16 protein-coding genes and 1 tRNA gene are annotated in these 16,884 nt (G+C 74.4%); 7 read left to right on the plus strand and 10 right to left on the minus strand.

The features are described from left to right. Positions 1-162 precede the first annotated feature (162 nt). On the plus strand, positions 163-3,324 hold the full coding sequence (locus AB0G50_RS30700) for a S8 family serine peptidase (protein ID WP_360115566.1): 3,162 nt from the start codon (positions 163-165) through the stop codon (positions 3,322-3,324). Between the two features lie 125 nt (positions 3,325-3,449). Here the strand turns inward: AB0G50_RS30700 and AB0G50_RS30705 are convergent, their stop codons facing one another. Genes AB0G50_RS30705 through AB0G50_RS30725 form a run of 5 tightly spaced genes read right to left on the minus strand, consistent with a single transcriptional unit; the run spans position 3,450 to position 5,833 of the window. Beyond that, positions 3,450-4,001 carry a hypothetical protein gene (locus AB0G50_RS30705; RefSeq protein WP_360115569.1) on the minus strand — a complete coding sequence of 184 codons (552 nt, stop codon included), beginning with the start codon at positions 3,999-4,001 and terminating at the stop codon, positions 3,450-3,452. 18 nt (positions 4,002-4,019) lie between these two features. After that, complete coding sequence (locus AB0G50_RS30710; RefSeq protein ID WP_360115571.1) at positions 4,020-4,142, minus strand: hypothetical protein; 123 nt, start codon at positions 4,140-4,142, stop codon at positions 4,020-4,022. After that, a complete protein-coding gene (locus AB0G50_RS30715; RefSeq protein ID WP_360115574.1) occupies positions 4,142-4,681 on the minus strand; it encodes a hypothetical protein in 540 nt (179 codons plus the stop codon). Before AB0G50_RS30715 ends, AB0G50_RS30710 begins: the two co-directional genes overlap by 1 nt. Next, entirely contained in the window at positions 4,653-5,123 is a 471-nt protein-coding gene (locus AB0G50_RS30720) for a hypothetical protein (RefSeq protein WP_360115577.1), read from the minus strand. The genes AB0G50_RS30715 and AB0G50_RS30720 overlap by 29 nt, the downstream gene beginning before the upstream one ends. After that, on the minus strand, positions 5,120-5,833 hold the full coding sequence (locus AB0G50_RS30725) for a hypothetical protein (protein WP_360115580.1): 714 nt from the start codon (positions 5,831-5,833) through the stop codon (positions 5,120-5,122). Before AB0G50_RS30725 ends, AB0G50_RS30720 begins: the two co-directional genes overlap by 4 nt. Positions 5,834-5,938: 105 nt before the next feature. Here AB0G50_RS30725 and AB0G50_RS30730 point away from each other — a divergent pair, with 105 nt between their 5' ends. Continuing rightward, positions 5,939-6,346 (plus strand): MauE/DoxX family redox-associated membrane protein, encoded by a 408-nt coding sequence (locus AB0G50_RS30730; protein WP_360115583.1) that lies wholly within the window; start codon positions 5,939-5,941, stop codon positions 6,344-6,346. Here AB0G50_RS30730 and AB0G50_RS30735 read toward each other — a convergent pair. From AB0G50_RS30735 to AB0G50_RS30745, 3 genes are all read right to left on the minus strand, one after another. Beyond that, the gene (locus AB0G50_RS30735; protein ID WP_360115586.1) at positions 6,278-7,867 is read right to left on the minus strand and encodes a SelB C-terminal domain-containing protein; all 1,590 of its coding nucleotides are present in this window, start codon (positions 7,865-7,867) and stop codon (positions 6,278-6,280) included. The genes AB0G50_RS30730 and AB0G50_RS30735 overlap by 69 nt on opposite strands. Positions 7,868-7,901: 34 nt before the next feature. Further along, entirely contained in the window at positions 7,902-9,182 is a 1,281-nt protein-coding gene (selA, locus tag AB0G50_RS30740; RefSeq protein ID WP_360115589.1) for an L-seryl-tRNA(Sec) selenium transferase, read from the minus strand. Between the two features lie 9 nt (positions 9,183-9,191). After that, positions 9,192-9,286 (minus strand) — tRNA-Sec (locus AB0G50_RS30745). 33 nt (positions 9,287-9,319) lie between these two features. Here AB0G50_RS30745 and selD point away from each other — a divergent pair. Both selD and AB0G50_RS30755 read left to right on the plus strand, forming a co-directional pair. Beyond that, a complete protein-coding gene (selD, locus tag AB0G50_RS30750) occupies positions 9,320-10,303 on the plus strand; it encodes a selenide, water dikinase SelD (protein WP_360115592.1) in 984 nt (327 codons plus the stop codon). A gap of 183 nt (positions 10,304-10,486) precedes the next feature. Further along, on the plus strand, positions 10,487-12,238 hold the full coding sequence (locus AB0G50_RS30755) for a M28 family peptidase (RefSeq protein WP_360115595.1): 1,752 nt from the start codon (positions 10,487-10,489) through the stop codon (positions 12,236-12,238). Between the two features lie 54 nt (positions 12,239-12,292). On the opposite strand, the gene AB0G50_RS30760 is transcribed toward AB0G50_RS30755, so the two are convergent. Continuing rightward, the gene (locus tag AB0G50_RS30760; protein WP_360115598.1) at positions 12,293-12,907 is read right to left on the minus strand and encodes a helix-turn-helix domain-containing protein; all 615 of its coding nucleotides are present in this window, start codon (positions 12,905-12,907) and stop codon (positions 12,293-12,295) included. 105 nt (positions 12,908-13,012) lie between these two features. On the opposite strand from AB0G50_RS30760, the gene AB0G50_RS30765 reads away from it, so the two are divergent. The 3 genes from AB0G50_RS30765 (at position 13,013) to AB0G50_RS30775 (ending at position 16,389) form a co-directional block, all read left to right on the plus strand. Next, entirely contained in the window at positions 13,013-13,735 is a 723-nt protein-coding gene (locus AB0G50_RS30765) for an SDR family NAD(P)-dependent oxidoreductase (protein ID WP_360115601.1), read from the plus strand. Between the two features lie 100 nt (positions 13,736-13,835). Beyond that, on the plus strand, positions 13,836-15,362 hold the full coding sequence (locus tag AB0G50_RS30770; RefSeq protein ID WP_360115604.1) for a spherulation-specific family 4 protein: 1,527 nt from the start codon (positions 13,836-13,838) through the stop codon (positions 15,360-15,362). A gap of 52 nt (positions 15,363-15,414) precedes the next feature. Then, a complete protein-coding gene (locus AB0G50_RS30775) occupies positions 15,415-16,389 on the plus strand; it encodes a hypothetical protein (RefSeq protein ID WP_360115607.1) in 975 nt (324 codons plus the stop codon). Here the strand turns inward: AB0G50_RS30775 and AB0G50_RS30780 are convergent. Continuing rightward, positions 16,381-16,854, minus strand: a complete 474-nt coding sequence (locus AB0G50_RS30780) for a hypothetical protein (protein ID WP_360115610.1) — start codon at positions 16,852-16,854, stop codon at positions 16,381-16,383. The two genes, AB0G50_RS30775 and AB0G50_RS30780, sit on opposite strands and share 9 nt — an antisense overlap. Positions 16,855-16,884: the final 30 nt, after the last annotated feature.

Below are 16,884 nucleotides of genomic sequence, written 5' to 3' on the forward strand. Positions count from 1 at the left end.
GCACGCGGCGCAGGCGCCTCCGGACCACCCATCATCGCCCGCGCGGGTTCGCGGGCACTGCGGGCACGCGGCGGCGAACCCCGGTGCGCGGACCGCCTCCGGCCGTAGCGTTGTGCGCGACCGGGCGTCGGCCCGGGATCCGCGGTGGGATGGAGAACGCAGATGCGGTGGAGGACAAGGACAAGCGTCGCGGTGGTCGCGGTGCTGGTGGCCGGTGTGGTCGCCGGCGGCACCGGCCGGGCGGCACCGACGACGCCCGAGGGCGACGGCGGTGCGACCGTCACGCTCATCACCGGCGACCGGTTGCGGCTGTTACCGGGGCCGAACGGCGGCACGGCGGTCGAGGTGCGGCCCAGACCCGGTCGGGAGCACGTCGGGTTCCTGCGCGACGGTGACCGGGTGATCCCGTCGGACGCGCTGCCGCTGGTCGACTCGGGTCGGGTCGACCCCCGGCTGTTCGACGTGACGAAGCTGCGTCCGGACGCGCCGACGCCGGTGATCGTCACCGACGCCACGCCGGCCGAGGTGCCCGCCACCGACGTGCGGCCGCTGCGCAGCGTGGACGGCGCGGCACTGCGGCCGGGCGCCGGTTTCTGGGGCTGGTTCACGACTTCCCGGGCGTCGGTCTGGCTGGACGGGGTGGCCCGGCCGACGCTGGACGTCAGCGTGCCGCAGATCGGCGCGCCCGAGGCGTGGCGGGCCGGCGCGACCGGCGCGGGTGTCACGGTGGGCGTGCTGGACACCGGCGTGGACGACCACCACCCGGACCTGGCGGGCAAGGTGCTGGAGCGCGCCGACTTCACCGGCACCGGGCCCGCCGACCTCGTCGGCCACGGCACGCACGTCGCGGGCATCATCGCCGGCACCGGTGCGGCCTCCGGCGGGAAGTACCGGGGAGTCGCGCCGGACGCGAGCCTCGTCGACGGCAAGGTGTGCACGGCCAACGGGTGCCCGGACTCCGCGGTGATCGCGGGCATGGAGTGGATCGCGCCCAAGGCCAGGGTGGTGAACCTCAGCCTCGGCGGCGGGTACAGCGACGGCACCGACCCGGTTTCGCGCGCCCTGAACGGTCTCACCGCCCGCTACGGCACCCTGTTCGTGGTGGCGGCGGGCAACGACCGCGCGCTGGACGGGCCGGACCCGCTGGCCTCGGTCACCTCGCCGGCGGCGGCCGACGCGGCGCTGGCCGTCGGCAGCGTGACGAAGCAGGACACCACCAGCCCGTTCTCGCCGCGCCGACCCCGGTTGCGCGACTACGCGGTCAAACCGGACCTCGCCGCGCCCGGCAGCGACATCGTCTCCGCCCGGGTCGTCGGCACCCCCGCCGGCGACACCGCGCCGGTGGACGACCACTACGCCGCCCTGTCCGGCACCTCGATGGCCGCGCCGCACGTCGCGGGCGCGGCGGCCCTGGTGGCGCAGCGGCAACCCGGCTGGGCCGCCGACCGGCTCAAGCCCGCGCTGGTGAGCACCGCGAAGCCCACCGCGGACGTGTTCGAGCAGGGCGCGGGCCGGGTGGACGCCGCCCGCGCCGTCGCGCAACCGGTGGCCGCGCTCGGCGCCGGCCTCGGCTTCGGGTTCGTCACCTGGCCGTACGCCCCGGTCGCGGCCAAGCCCGTGACCTACCGCAACGACGGCGACCGGCCGGTGACCCTGGCGCTGGCCACGGACTCCGCGCTGTTCACCGCGTCCGCGCGCGAGGTCGTCGTGCCGGTGCACGGCACCGCGCAGGTGACCGTGTCGGCGAACCCGGTGGGACAGCCGGCGGGACGGCACGGCGGTCGGCTCACCGCGACCGCCGACGGCGTGGTGGTGCGCACCGCGCTGACCGCCGTGCTGGAGGCCGAGAGCTACGACGTGCGGGTGACCGTCAAGGGCCGCACCGGGAAGTCCGCGTCCGCGGTGGTCAAGGCGGTCGACAACGCGACCGGCGCGGCCGTCGGCGTGCGGGTCGCGGACGGCACGGGTCTCGCACGGTTGCCCAAGGGGCGCTACGACTTCACCGCGGTCGAGCTGTCCGACCAGGGCGACGTGACGCTGCTGGCCCGGCCGGAGGTGACCGTCGGCGGCGCGACGGCCGTGACGCTGGACGCCACCGGCGGGCTGCCGCTCACCACGCGGGTCGACCGGACCGACGCCCGGTTCCTGCTGGGCGAACTGCTGCTGGTGTCGGGCGACGCGAAGGGTGACCGGACCTCGCCGCTGGGCTGGTTCTCCCAGCCGGACCAGCACGTCTACCTCGTGCCCTCCGGGCGCCAGGTCACCGACCACGTGTTCTCGCTGGTCTACCGGGCCACGCTGACCGCGCCGGACACCGTCTACCACCTGGCCTTCGTCAACCGGGGCGGCATCCCGACCGGCCGGTTCACCGCGCGTGACCGCGACCTGGCGCGGGTCGACGCCCGCTACTACGCCCAGGGCGCGCCGACCCTGGGGTTACGCGGCGACTACGCGCTGATCGACTCGCCGGGCGCGAACAGCGGGATCTACCAGGCCTACCCGATCACGATCCCGAGCAGGCGCACCGAGTTCTACACCGCGGCGGCCGACACGACGTGGCAGCACCTGACCGCGATGTTCCCGCCGGACGCCTCCGACGTGGAGAACAGCGTGTCCTACCGGACCTACCGACCGGGCCGGTACCGGACGAACTGGAACCGCGCGCCGGTCGGACCGGCGTTCGGCTCGGCGGGTCTGGGCTTCGGGGTGTTCCGGACGGGCGGGACGTTCTCCGTCGACCTGACCCTGCTGTCCGGCGGCGACCCCGACCACTTCACCCTGCTGCCGGCCGCGGCGACCGGTCGGACCGAGCTGTCCCGGGACGGCGTGTCGCTGGGCGTGCGGGAGACGGCGGGCACCGCGGTGTTCGACATCCCGGACTCACCCGGCGTGTACACGTTGCGCGCGCAGGCCGACCGGGCCGTGCCGTGGTCCGTCATCGGCACGCACGCGGACGTCACGTGGACGTTCCACGAGGCGGGCGCGGCCGACCCGAAACCCGCGCCGCTGCTCGTGGTGCGCACGGCGGCCGAGGTGGACGAGCAGGGTCGGGCGCCCGCGGGCCGGGTGTTCCCGATCCGGGTGTTCGCCCAGCACCAGCCGGGCACGCCCGCGACCCGGATCACCGCGGTGAAGGTCGAGTCGTCGGCGGACGACGGCGCGACGTGGCGCACCGCGCCGACCGTGACCGACGCGACGGGCGCCGGCGTCGCCCTGGTCCGGCACCCGAGCGCGCCGGGCTTCACGTCGTTGCGCATCACCGCGCGCGACGCGGACGGCAACTCGGTGACCCAAACGGTGATCCGGGCCTATCAGACCGCGTGACGGTTCAGCCGGGGGCCGCCGACCGCGCGGCCCCCGGCACCACACCGGCCCGTCCGGTGCCGACCCCGGGCCACCGCGCTCCCCGGTGCCCGCTCGACCCGGGGCCGGCGCCGTCAGGCCTCGGCTCAGGCCGTCGTGGACCAGGCCGCGCCCGACAGCACCACCACGAACGCGACGCCCAGCAGCAGCGCGAGCCGGGACGAGTAGCGGCCCCACTGGAGGTCCCAGTTGCCGGGGTAGCGCAGGTTCGCCGTGGTCATCAGCGCCCGGCCGAGGCCGAAACCCGCGCCCACCAGCAGCGCGCCCGGCAGCGGCGCGGTGAGCAGCACGGCCGCCGCCGCCAGGTAGGGCAGGCCGCTCGGCAGGTACGTGCGCGCGCCGGTGCCCATCTCGACGCCGAACTGGAGCGGTCCCAGCAGGCGGCCCAGGCGGAACACGCTCTCCGGCACCAGGCGGCGGTTCTCCGGCAGCGTGAACCGCAGCACGCGCAGTTCCTTGAGCAGCACGGCGACCAGCGCGACCGCGACCAGCGACCAGCGCGCGACCGGTGGCAGCGGCGCGCGCAGCACCGAGCCCACGACCACGAGGACGGTGGCGCTCAGCACGCCTCCGACGAGCAGGCCGGCCTGGAACGCCAGCGCGGGTGTCGTCCCTCGCCAGACCGGCGAGCTCAGCACGAAGGCCGAGTTCCGGCTTCAAGTGGAGCCGGAGGTCGCCAACCCGGCGAGCGCGCCGAGGAACAGCCAGGGCACGACCAGCGCGCCCGCGAACGACGCCGCCACGAGCGCGCCCGCGACGACCAGGGGGTGCCAGCGCATCAGACCTGGGCCCGGCAGATGGTCAGGTAGGTGTTGCCCGCGCCGTCGACCCAGTACGTGCTGAAACCGTCGGAACAGCGGTAGACCTTGCCGTCGGGAGTGGCCCAGCGCCAGGCGTTCTTCGTCGTCACGGTGCCGCACGCGGTGGAGATCGGCGTGTGGTCGACCTGCACGTCGCCGTCGTTGACGGTGCCGTACTTGTGCCAGCCCGCGACGCAGAAGTCACTGCTGCGCCACGAACCCGCGTAGCAGGCCGCGTACGTGCCGACGTACTGGCCGCTGGTGTCGGGATCCTGGTCGTAGCCGTTGGGGTAGGCGTCGCGGCAGTCCGTGCGGTCCCAGCCCTGCAACGCGTTCGGCCCGGTCTCCGCGCGGGCCCGGCCCGGCCAGGTCAGCACCGAGGACCCGATGGTGAGCGCGCCGAGCGCAACCGCCTTGAGCACGGTCCGCCTGCGCCCCACGGGCTTGAAGTCGCGCAGGGCCGCGCTGCGGCCGCTTCCCGCGTCGTGGTCAGGAATCAGGTCGAACGCGAGCGACATCGCGCACCCCCCACTCGTCGAGCACCTCGTCCACCTGCTCCTCGCGCACCGGCAGCACCAGGCGCGCCACCCGACCGTCCGCGCCGACCAGCATGAGCACCGGCGGCGCGAGGTGGGAGACCACCCGCCACGCCTCGCGGTCGCGCACGACCTCCAGCGGGGTGGTCCACACCGACTCGGGCTCGTGGGTCAGCAGCACCGCGCCGGGCAGCCGCCGGGACACCGCCACGCACAGCGGGCACCCGGAGTCCGCCGCCAGCACGACGCGGCCGGCGAACCGCGGCCCCAGCACCAGATCCGGTGGCGCGGCGGTGAAACCGCCGGCGTCGCGGGCCACGACCGCGCGCAGCAACCGGACCTCGCGCAGCACCGCGGCCAAACCCAGGAACAGCAGCAGGATCGCGGCCCACGTGATCACGTCGAACGCCGTCGACGCGCTCACCCGGCGCTCCAGACGACCTCGAGGCCGTCGAGCCAGTCCAACCGCTCGCGGTCGGTGCGCGCCGCCGAGTCGGAGAAGTGCACCTCGGCCGCGCCCCGGGCGAACCCCACCACGAACACGTGGTCGGCGAGCCTGGTCGACGCGGCCACGCCGGGCAGCGGGGTCTTCCACACCTCGCCGTGCCGGGTCTTCGCGCCCGCGTGCGCCGGCACGAGTTGGCGCGCCTGCGTCGGGCCGGGCACCGACACCGAGCCGAAGTCCTTCACCACCACCACGACGTTCTCGCTCATGGTGTCCAGCAACGTCGCCGTGCGCGGCCGGACGACCATGCCCTCCACCCGGTCCTCCACGCGCAGCGAGTCGAACAGCGCGAAGACGCGGTCGCGGCGCGGCGCGGGACCCGCGTAGACGGTCATCAACTCGTGGTGCACGCCGACGAGGGTGGCCAGCGAGGACTCGCCGTCGCGCGCCTCGGCGACGACGACCTCCCTGCCGTGCACCAGGATCCGGTCGGTGGTCCGGGCCGGCGCGACGTGCGCGCACGCGAAGTCGTGGTAGCCGCGCGGCCCGATCTGGAAGCCGGTGCCGTACGAGCCGCCCGCGAACCGCACCGCGGCGGCCACGCTGGAGACGGGTCGGTCGCCGGGCAGCGCGATGGCGACCCGGTCACCGCTCGGCGCCACCAGGTCCAGCCGCTGTGCCGTGGTCACGTCGCCCGACGCTAGAGCACGCCGGGATTCCCATCAACCGGGTCCGCACCCCTTTCCACCGGATGCCGGTTACCCGACCGCCCGCCGGCTCACTACGTTTCCGGTGTGATCGCCGCGGGTGGTGCGCTGTTGCTCTTGTCGGCCGCATTCGGGCACCGCCGGAACAGACGGGCGCTCGCGTTTCTGGAACTGGTGGTCGCCGTTTCGGTATTCGTCACGCCGTACCCGGTTGCGGTGCTCTACGCGGGGTTCGCGGGTTATCTGGTGGTGCTGCGCCGACGCTCGCCCGGCGCGCCGTGCGGGTGCTTCGCGGGCGAGGGGCCGGTCACCCGGTGGCTGGTCGGGCGCGCGCTGTTCTTCGCGGTGGGCGCGGCGCTCGAGCCTGCCACGCCTTGGCTCATCGCGCTGACCGGCGGTTTCGTGCTGGCGATGGCCGGGTGGCTGCTACCGGAGCTGACGCGTGTCGTCCGGCAGCCGCTCCGTCACACCGCGCCGGTCGAGGAGGTCCAGTAGCGCGAGCGCGACCCGCCGCGAGGTGTCCCACTCCTGCCTCGCCCGGCTCGTGGTGAACGGCTGCGGTATTCCGGACAGCGCCCGCGCGGCGCGCTCGACCGCGTCCGGGGCCAGCACCACCCGTTCGGCCACCTTCACCAGTCGACCCGCCCGAACGGCCGCCGCTATTTCCCGCGACCCCAATCCGAGTTCGGCCAGTCGGACCGCGTCGGGAGCCCGGAACGGCGTCGTTCGGAAATCCGAAGCCAACGCCTCCAGGGCCTTTTCCAGGTATTCGGGCAATTGCCGCGCGGGCGGTCCGGCGGCGGCCACGAGCGGCGCGACCAACTCCGGGTCGGGCAGCCGGAGCGCGCTCCGCAGGGTTTCCGCCGGCGGGGCGTCGACCGGGTTCGCCGCGCGCCACCCGGTCAGCACCTCCCGCGTCCGGTCGACCGCGGCCCGCCACCCGGCCTCGTCCGCGTACCAGTCGCCGACGACGTTGATCCCGGTGCGCCCCAACGCCTTCCACTCGTCGGCACGCAGGAACACCCGACGGCCCAAGCGGTCCACGTCCAGCACGTCCGCGCCGACGACCCGCCGCCCACCCGGGTCGCGCAGCAGCACCCGGTCGCCCACCCGCAGCGGCAGCGGTCGGCCCAGCACCAGCCGTCCGCCGGCCGCGCCACGCCGGTGCACCCGCACGGGCACCGCCGCCGACCCGACGTGCAGCACCACCTGGCGCGGCAGGTCCGGCACCGCGACGTCCACCACCTCGGCCGACCGCCAGGCGCCCGGGGTCAGCAGCGCGTCACCGCGCCGCACCGCGTCCCGCGCGACGCCGCGCAGGTTCACCGCGACCCGGGCGAGCGCCGGCACCTCGTCACGCGCGCGACCCAACGCCTGGAGCCCGCGCACCGCGACCCGTCCACCGTTGAGCACCAGCTCGTCGCCGGCGCGCAGGGTGCCCGCCTGGAGCGTGCCGGTGACCACGGTCCCCGCGCCCGCGACGGTGAAGGACCGGTCCACCCACAGCCGCACGTCGGCCGTCACGTCCGGTGCCGGCAGGCCGCGGACCAACTCCTCGACGGCGGCGCGCAGATCACCTCCGGGCGAGACCACCGAGGGCACCGGACCCAGGGTCGTGCGGGCGATCCGGGCCAGCGCGTCCGCCCGGATCGGCGCGGGGTCGGCCAGGTCGGCGCGGGTCACCACGAGCAGCCCGTGTCGCACGCCGAGCGCGTCCAGGGCGGCCAGGTGCTCGGCGGCCTGCGGCATCCAGGGCGCGTCGGCCGCCACCACGAACAGCACCGCGGGCACCGAACCCACCCCGGCCAGCATGTTCGGCACGAACCGCTCGTGCCCCGGCACGTCGACGAACGCCACCTCTCCCCCACCGGGCAGGCTCGTCCAGGCGAACCCGAGGTCGATGGTCAGCCCGCGCCGCCGCTCCTGCGCCCACCGGTCCGGCTCCATCCCGGTCAGCGACCGGACCAGCGTCGACTTGCCGTGGTCGACGTGCCCGGCGGTCGCGATCACGTGCACCGCGCCACCACCCGACCACGCGCGCCCAGACCGATCACCGGCACGCCAGCACCGCCTCGACCACCCGGTCGTCGTCGGCCGCCGCCAGCGTGCGCAGGTCCAGCAGGCACCGGCCGCGCTCGACCCGACCCACCACCGGCGGCGCGCCGAGCCGCAGCGCCGCCGCGTACCGCTCGGGCAGCCCCACCGCCGTGCTCGGCAGCTCCACGCCGGGCGCGCCACCGCCGCCGACCACCGCCACCGACGGCACGACCTCGACGTCGACCCCTTGCGCGGCAAGGACTTCGGCCATGCGGACGGCCCGCTCGCGCAGCACGCCCGGCTCCGCCTCCAGCGCCTCGACCACCGGCGGGCGCGGCCCGCGCACGGTGGCCTCCAGCGCCGCGAGGGTCAGCTTGTCCACGCGCAGCGCGCGGGCCGCCGGGTGCCGGCGCAGCCGTTCGACCAGGGCGGCCTCGCCCAGCAGCAACCCCGCCTGCGGCCCGCCCAGCAGCTTGTCGGCGCTCGCCGTCACCAGCGTCGCGCCGGCCCGCAGCACCGAGGTCGCGTCCGGCTCGTCGGGCAGCGCCGGGTGGGGGCGCAGCAGTCCCGAGCCGACGTCCACCACCAGCGGCACGCCGAGGCCGGTCAGCTCGGCGACCTCCGGGGTGCCCGCGAACCCGGTGACGCGGTAGTTCGACGGGTGCACCCGCAGCACGAACCCGGTGTCCGGGCCCACCGCGTCCGCGTAGTCGCGCACGGCGGTCCGGTTGGTCGTGCCGACCTCGCGCAACCGCGCGCCCGACGAGCTCAGCAGGTCCGGAATCCGGAACCCGTCGCCGATCTCGACCAGTTCGCCGCGGCTGACCACGATCTCCCGGCCGGCGGCCAACACCAAGGCGCACAACAACAACGCGGCCGCGTTGTTGTTCACCACGTGCACGTCGCCCGCGTCCGGCACGGCCGACCGCAGCGCGTCCAGCGTGCTCTCCCCGCGCCGCCGGCGCACGCCCGTGCGCAGGTCGAACTCCACGTCCGTGGCGCCGGACGCGGCCACCACGGCGTCCCGGGCGGCGGCGGAGAGCGGCGCGCGGCCGAGGTTGGTGTGCACCAGCACGCCGGTCGCGTTGAGCACCGGCGTCGGTCCCGTCCGCAACCCGGCGAGCGCCTCGTCCACCACCCGGTCCGGCGGCACCTCCCCGGCCCGGATCCGGTGCTGCGCGGCCACGATCGCCGCCTTGACCGCGGCACGGCCGTGCGCCCGGAGCGCGTCGGCCAACCGGGGCGAGGCGAGCACGGCGTCCGTGCGGGGCACGAGTCGACGCGGGTCGGTCATCGGACGCGGTGGCGGAGGCGGACGGGAATCGAACCCGCCAGCGGCTGGACCTGACGCTCAACGGTGTTGAAGACCGAGCCGGCCACCAGGCCGGGTACGCCTCCTCGCGGCATCGGTCGATCATGCCACACTGCCTTGTGGCCCTTCGATTAACCCAATTCGCGCACGGCGGCGGCTGTGCCTGCAAGATCCCTCCCGGCGAGCTGGAGCAGGTCGTGGCGGGTCTCGCCCGCACCCCGCGCGACCCGCACGGCGCACTGCTCGTCGGCCTCGAGACCGGTGACGACGCGGCCGTGGTGCGGCTGCGCGAGGGCCTGGCCCTGGTCGCCACCACCGACTTCTTCCCGCCCGTGGTGGACGACGCCTACGACTGGGGCCGGATCGCGGCGGCGAACGCGCTGTCCGACGTCTACGCCATGGGCGGCACCCCGGTCGTCGCGCTGAACCTGCTGGGCTGGCCGCGCGACCGGCTGCCACTCGAGCTGGTGTCCGAGGTGCTGCGCGGTGGTCTGGACATCGCGACCGAGGCCGGGTGCCACCTCGCGGGCGGGCACAGCGTGGACGACCCGGAGCCGAAGTACGGCCTCGCGGTCACCGGCGTGGTCGACCCGGCGAAGCTCCTGCGCAACTCGACGGGCGTCGCGGGCGTGCCGCTGTCGCTGACCAAACCGCTCGGCCTCGGCGTGCTGAACAACCGGCACAAGGCGACCGGCGACACCTTCCCCGAGGCGATCGCGGTGATGACGACGCTCAACCGCGACGCCGCGCGGGCCGCCGTGGACGCGGGCGCGGTGTGCGCGACCGACGTCACCGGCTTCGGACTGCTGGGGCACCTGCACAAGCTCGCGCGGGCCAGCGGGGTGACCGCGGTGCTCGACTCCTCCGCCGTGCCCTACCTGGACGGCGCGCGGGAGTCGGCGGCGGCCGGCTACGTCAGCGGCGGCACGCGGCGCAACCTGGACTGGGTGGCGCCGCACGTGGACTTCGTCGCGGACGCCGACGCCCTGCTGCTGGCCGACGCGCAGACCTCCGGCGGGCTGCTGGTGGCGGGCGAGGTGCCGGGCGCGCCGGTGGTCGGCGAACTGGTGCCGCGCCGCGACCACACGGTCGTCGTGCGCTGACCGGCGCGGAAGGCAACCCCAGAGTGTGACCGGAGATCGGGCCGGCCGGTACCTACCGGAAGCCCTACCTCGGTACGCCGTGCGGGTGCGACGCTTCGCTGGTTCGACCGCATCCCAACCAGGCCGCCAATTCCTGCGAGGGCGGGTGCGGTCGGCTTTTCCCTGCCTCACAAGGAGCATCGGATGAAGCACAGAATCCTGGGTGCGGCGGTCGCCCTGGCGGCCCTCGCCTGGGTCACCACGTCGGCGGGACCCGCGCTGGCGACCGGAGCGGAGCGGCCCGCCGGAACGACGGGCGCCGCGGCGTTGGCGGCGCCCAACATCGACGTGGCCGCGGTTCAGGCGCACCTGACGCAGCTGAACCAGATCGCGAACAGCAGCGGTGGCAACCGGCGCGCCGGGAGCAGCGGGTACACCCAGTCGGTGGCCTACATCAAGGGCAAGCTCACGGCGGCCGGTTACCAGGTCACCGAGCAGAGCTGCACCGGATGCACCTACGTGTCGAACAACCTGATCGCGGACTGGCCCGGCGGCGACGCCAACCAGACGATCATGTTCGGCTCGCACCTGGACAGCGTCTCGGCGGGACCCGGCATCAACGACAACGGGTCCGGCTCGGCCACCCTGCTGGAGAACGCCCTCCAGCTGGCCGCCAAGAACCCCACCATGACCAAGCACGTCCGGTTCGCCTGGTGGACCGACGAGGAACAGGGCCTCAACGGCTCCAAGTTCTACGTCGGCCGGTTGACCTCCGCGCAGCGGAGCGCCATCAAGGCGTACTACAACTTCGACATGGTGGCCTCGCGCAACGGCGGCTACTTCATCAACAACATCAGCACCGCCGTCGCGGCGCCGCTCAAGGAGTACTGGACGTCGCTGAACCTGGCGCCGCAGGAGAACGTCGAGGGCGCGGGCCGCTCCGACGACTACTCCTTCCAGAACGCCGGCATCCCGTCCTCGGGGTACGCCACCGGCGCGTCGGCGCGCAAGAGCAGCGCCGAGGCCCAGAAGTGGGGCGGCACGGCCAACGCGGCGTACGACTCGTGCTACCACAGCTCGTGCGACACGACGTCGAACATCAACGCCACCGCGTTGGACCGCAGCGCGGACGGCGTCGCGTACACGATCTGGAAGCAGGCCGTGAGCGACACGCCGGCGAGCGACTTCTCGCTGTCGGTCAGCCCGTCCTCGGGCACGGTCACGCCCGGCTCGTCCGGCACGTTCGCGGTGAACACCACCACGACGTCCGGTTCGGCCCAGAGCGTGGCGCTGACCGCGACCGGCCAGCCGAACGGCGTCACCGTGTCGTTCAGCCCGGCGACCGTCCAGTCCGGCTCGTCGTCCACGGCGACGGTCTCGGTCGGCTCGTCGGTGTCGGCGGGCTCGTACACCATCACCGTCCGGGGCGCGGGCACCGCGACCAAGACGGCGACGTACTCGCTGACCGTCCCCGGTGACACGTCGAACGACTTCTCGGTGTCGCTGAGCCCGTCCTCGGGTTCGGTCGGCACGGGCGCGTCCGGCTCGTTCACCGTGAACACCGCGACCGTCTCGGGTCAGGCGCAGAGCGTGGCCCTGTCGGCGTCGGGTCAGCCGAGCGGCGTGACGGTCTCGTTCAGCCCGTCCTCCGTCCAGTCCGGCTCGTCGTCCACGGCGACGGTCTCGGTCGGCTCGACGGTGACCGCGGGCACGTACTCGATCACGGTCAACGGCGCGGGCTCCACCTCGCACTCGGCCACCTACACGCTGACCGTCACCGGCGGCGGCGAGCCGGGCTGCGGCGGCGTCCAGGCGTGGAGCTCCTCCGCGTCCTACGTGCCGGACGACGTGGTGTCGTACAACGGTCACAAGTGGAAGTCCACCTGGTACTCGTCGGGCGCGGAGCCCGGCGCGCCGGGCTCCTGGGCGGTCTGGCAGGACCAGGGCGCCTGCTGATCCACCCGTGAGGAGCGGGGCGGTCGTCTTGGCGCGACCGCCCCGTTCGCGCGTTCAGCAGTCGCCGCGCAGCACCCGGGCCAGTTCCTCGGGCCGCATCGGCGGTTCGGGCAGCGGGTGCGCGGCGTCCGCGCGCAGGCCGTCGAGCAGGATCGCCAGGTGCCGCCGCCACAGCTCCGGCCGCACCGCGCCCACCGCCTCGACCGTGCGCGAGGTACCCCACGTCACGAAAGCCATGTCCTCCAGCGTGATGTCGGCCCGCAGCGCGCCGTCCTCCTTGGCCCGCGCGAGGATCCGCGACATCAGCTCGTACCCGTGCCGGTGCGCCCCGGCGGGTCGCGACACCAGCTCGTTGTAGCCCCGGTCGGCCGCCTGCAACTCGCAGACCCGCTCCAGGAAGTGCACCAGGCCCGGCCACGGTTCGAGCGTCAGCGCGTGCTCGGCGATCCGCGCCACGGTGTCCACCCGGTCCGCGAACACCTCCTCCACGAGGTCCGCGCGCCGCGGGAAGTGGTTGTAGAGCGTGCCGATGCTCACCCCGGCGGCGCGGGCGATCTCCTCCAGCGCGACGTCGAGCCCCTGCCGCGCGAACAGCGCGCGGGCGGACTCGACCAGCCGGTCCCGGTTGCGCCGGGCGTCCTTGCGCAGCGGTCTGGCTCGCGTGGTCATGGGCCGCACCCTAACAAACTTGAGGACCGCCTCAGGTTGTGCGTAGGCTCAGGCGTCGTAGTCGAGGATGACCTCAACTTCAGTCGACCGCGAAGGACTCGACCCGTGGCACCCACCCTCGCCCTCCTCGGCGCCGGCCCCGTGCTGGGCCTGGCGCTCGCCCGCCGCTTCGGCCGCGAAGGCTTCCGCGTCGCGCTCGTCGCCCGCACCGGGGCCACCCTGGACGACCTCACCGCGCGACTGGCCGCCGACGGCGTCGAGGCCGTCGGCTTCACCGCCGACGTCTACGACCGCGACCGGATCGCCGCCGTCACCGAGGAGATCACCGCGCGGTTCGGCCGGATCGACGTCGTCGCGTTCAGCCCGGGCGGCGGCACCGCGGACGTGGGCATCGCGTCCGCCCTCGACGTCACCCCGGACAACCTCCGCCCACTGCTCGACCGCTTCGTGCTGACCGCGGTCGCGCTGGTCCGCGCCGTGCTGCCCGCCATGACGGCCCGGGGCGACGGCACGATCCTGTTCACCGGCGGCCAGTCCGGCCTCCACCCGACGCCCCACCTGGGCAACATGGGCATGGCGCAGGCCGCGTTGCGCAACTACGCGCACACTCTCCACAGCGCCCTCGCCGCGAAGGGCGTGCACGTCGGCGTGGTGAACATCGGCGCGCTGATCGAGGGCAGCGTCCCGCACGTCGCGCTCACCTCGGCGCCCGGCCGGCTCGACTTCACCCCCGAGGTGATCGGCCCCGAGGCGGTGGCCGAGCACTACTGGGACCTGCACGTCCGGCGCGACCGCCCGGAGTCGCTGGTCGGCGACCTCGGCCGGTGAACACCGCCGTGCGACCGGCACGCGGCCACTGATAGGCCTAACACCCGGCCGGGCGTTCGCGGGATTGTGGGCGACGGCGGGTTGCCGAACACTGGGTTGCATGACGCGCCTCAGGACGGTCTCGGCGCGGGTGGGAGTGGCCCTCATGGCGGTGACCCTGCTGGCGCCCGCGCCGGCGGGCACCGCGGCACCGGAGCAGCGCGCCGCGGTGCCGGCGTACTGGAGCCCGGCGACCGCCGAGGGCCGGACCCTGTTCCGCCGACTCGCCCAGAACCGGCCGACGACCGGGATCATCGTGGTGAACGGCAGCGAGAGCAGACCGGAGGCGCCGTTCGACCGGGCGTGGGCGGACGCGATCGGCACCGTGCACGACTCGGGCGCGAAGGCGCTGGTGTACGTCGACACGGGCTACCTCGGCGTGGACCTCGGCCAGGGCGCGCACCCCACCCGGACCGGCCTGACCACCGCCGACGCGTGGGAGGACCAGGTCGAGCAGGACGTCGAGGAGTGGTACGACCTCTACGGCGACCGCGGCGTGGACGGCGTGTTCCTCGACCAGACGCTGCCGACGTGCGGCCCGGACGACGAGCACGTCGACCGCTACGCCGAGATCGCCGACCGGATCCGCGAGGAGCACCCGGATGCCTACCTGGTGATCAACCCGGGCCGCCCGGTCGACCGCTGCTACGCCGACGTGGCCGACACGATCCTGTCGTTCGAGGGCGACTTCCAGTCCTACCTGGCCTATTCGCCACCCGCGTGGGAACGCGCGACCCGCGACCGCCGCAAGTTCTGGCACCTGGTCTACGACGTGCCGACCGAGGCCGACATGGCGACCGCGGTGGCCCGCAGCAAAACCCACGGCGCGGGCTACGTCTACGTCACCGAACGCGCACACGACCCGTTCCCGTGGAACACCCTGGCGTCCTACTGGGACGGCGAGATCGGCCAGGTGGCGGGCGTGGCCGACCACACCGCGCCCACCGCGCCGCGCTACACCCGCACCTCCGCCGGCCCGAACCAAGCCGTGGTCCGCTGGAACCGCTCCCGCGACAACGTCGCCGTCGTCGGCTACGAGGTCCTGCGCGACGGGGCCCCGATCGGCACCACCTACGACACCGCGTACACGGCCACCGACCTGGAACCCGGCCACACCTACACCTTCACCGTCCGCGCCAGGGACGCCGCGGGCAACGTCTCACCCCTCGGCGCCCCGTCCACGGTGACCACCCCGACCGAGTCCATCCACACCCCGTTGGCGTGCCTGACCCCGACCACGGCCACCTACACGGCCACCTTCCTCCGCGACTTCACCCACCGAAGGGTCTTCATCGACTCCGACGACAACGCCACCACCGGCTTCCCCCTCCCCGACGGCCGCCCCCAGGGCATGGACCACATGGTCGAAGACGGAACCCTGTACCGCTACACGGGCCCGGGCTGGAACTGGACGAGGGTGGAGGAGGTGGAGGAGACCACCACGGAGGACACCGTCACCTGGCACTTCCCCACCCCGACCCTGTCCACCACCGCCACCCGCCAGGTGGTCGTGTTCAACGGCTACGACGGAACCGACGACTACAGCCCACCCCTGACCGTCGACCAAACCCCGGACTGCGCCGGCTGACACCGATTCGGCCGCTCGACACGGTGTCGAGCGGCCGGTGAGACTGGGGCGCATGCGGCCGCTCGGCGTGACCCACCCGGTGCCGGCCGACCACCCCGCCGGTCACCTGGACGTCGAGTTGCGGGCGTTGCGGCGGGGCCTCGGCCTGTACGACGCGCGGTTGCCGCAGCGGGTGGGCGGCCTGGCGAGGCGGGTGTTCGAGGTCGCGCCCTCCGACGTGGTCACGACCGTGCGGGCCAAGGTGATCGACGCGCTGGACCGGGCCATGGTCCGGTTCCCCTCCTACCAGCGGGCGGTGCTCGGCGCGGCCTTCAACCTCGGCGCGGTCGACGCGACCTACCGACGTCGGATGGAGGAGTTCGCCGCCGTGCGCGGGGTGGTCGAGCGGACCGCGCGCCGGTGGGCCGACCGCGGCGTCGCGGCACTGGCGGGCGCGCTGCACGACCCGACCGCGCCGCGGCCGCGCGCCGCCTGGTGGACCGACCACCTGTCCCGGACGCTGGTGCTGGACCGGCCGCGCGCACAACTGCTGGAGGCGCGCCGGATCGTGGCCGTGGCGGAGGTGTCCGAACTGCGGCTCTCCCTGGCGGTGCCGGGCTGTTCGGCGGCGGACCTCGCCGAGCGCGCCGCGTTCCAGGTCTTCCACGGCGGCGCGCTGCGGATCGGCGCGCCCGAGTCGTCCACGCGACTCGGGCTGGTGCTCACGCTGCCCCGGACCCTGCGCGCCGGCGAGTTCCACGAGTACGCGCTGCTCGTCCGACTGCCCGCGCACCACGTGCCGGCGTCGTACTTCGTGCACGTGCCGCGCCACCCGTGCGCCGCGCTGGACCTCCGGGTGCGGTTCCCACCGGGCGCGGCGCCCGGTGGGGTGACCGTGCTCGCCGACGTCCTGCACCACGAGGTCGAGGACCCGCTCGTGGTGGGACCGGGTGCCGACGTGGACTCCGTCGGCGACCTCCGCGTCGGGTTCGACCACCCGACGCCGGGTTTCGCCTCGGGTGTGCGCTGGGGAGGCGCGTCACGGTGAGAACGGCGTCGCCACCTCGTCCACGACGACCGCCCCCGAACTGCGCACCACCAGGCCGCCGTCGGAGATCCGGTACTCGACGGACCCGTTCCGCGCCACGTGCCCGGGCGGGGCGGCCTCGGCCGGCAACGCGATGTGCGTGTCGGACCCCGGCGGCGCGTCCCGTTTGCGGCCGTCGTAGTGCAGCCCCCCGGCGGAGTCCTGGCACACCACCACGACGAACGACCGGGTCCGGTACGCCTTGACCAACGTCGCCTCACCACCCGGCGAGGCGAAGTACCGGCCGACCTCACTCGGGCACCGAACCGTGGCACCCGCCGTGTCCACCGGGGTGCCGACCAGCGTGCGACCGGTCAACAACAGCAGCACCCCGGCCGCGGCGATCCCGAGGGGCTTCTTCCGCTTCAGCACGACGTCGCGGTTGCGCCACCCGGCGCGGACGCACCCGCCGACCACCCGTGCCACGACCGACCAAACGGTGCCGACCGTCCGCCG

It is taken from the genome of Actinosynnema sp. NPDC020468, from assembly GCF_040642015.1.
Taxonomy (GTDB): Bacteria; Actinomycetota; Actinomycetes; order Mycobacteriales; family Pseudonocardiaceae; genus Actinosynnema.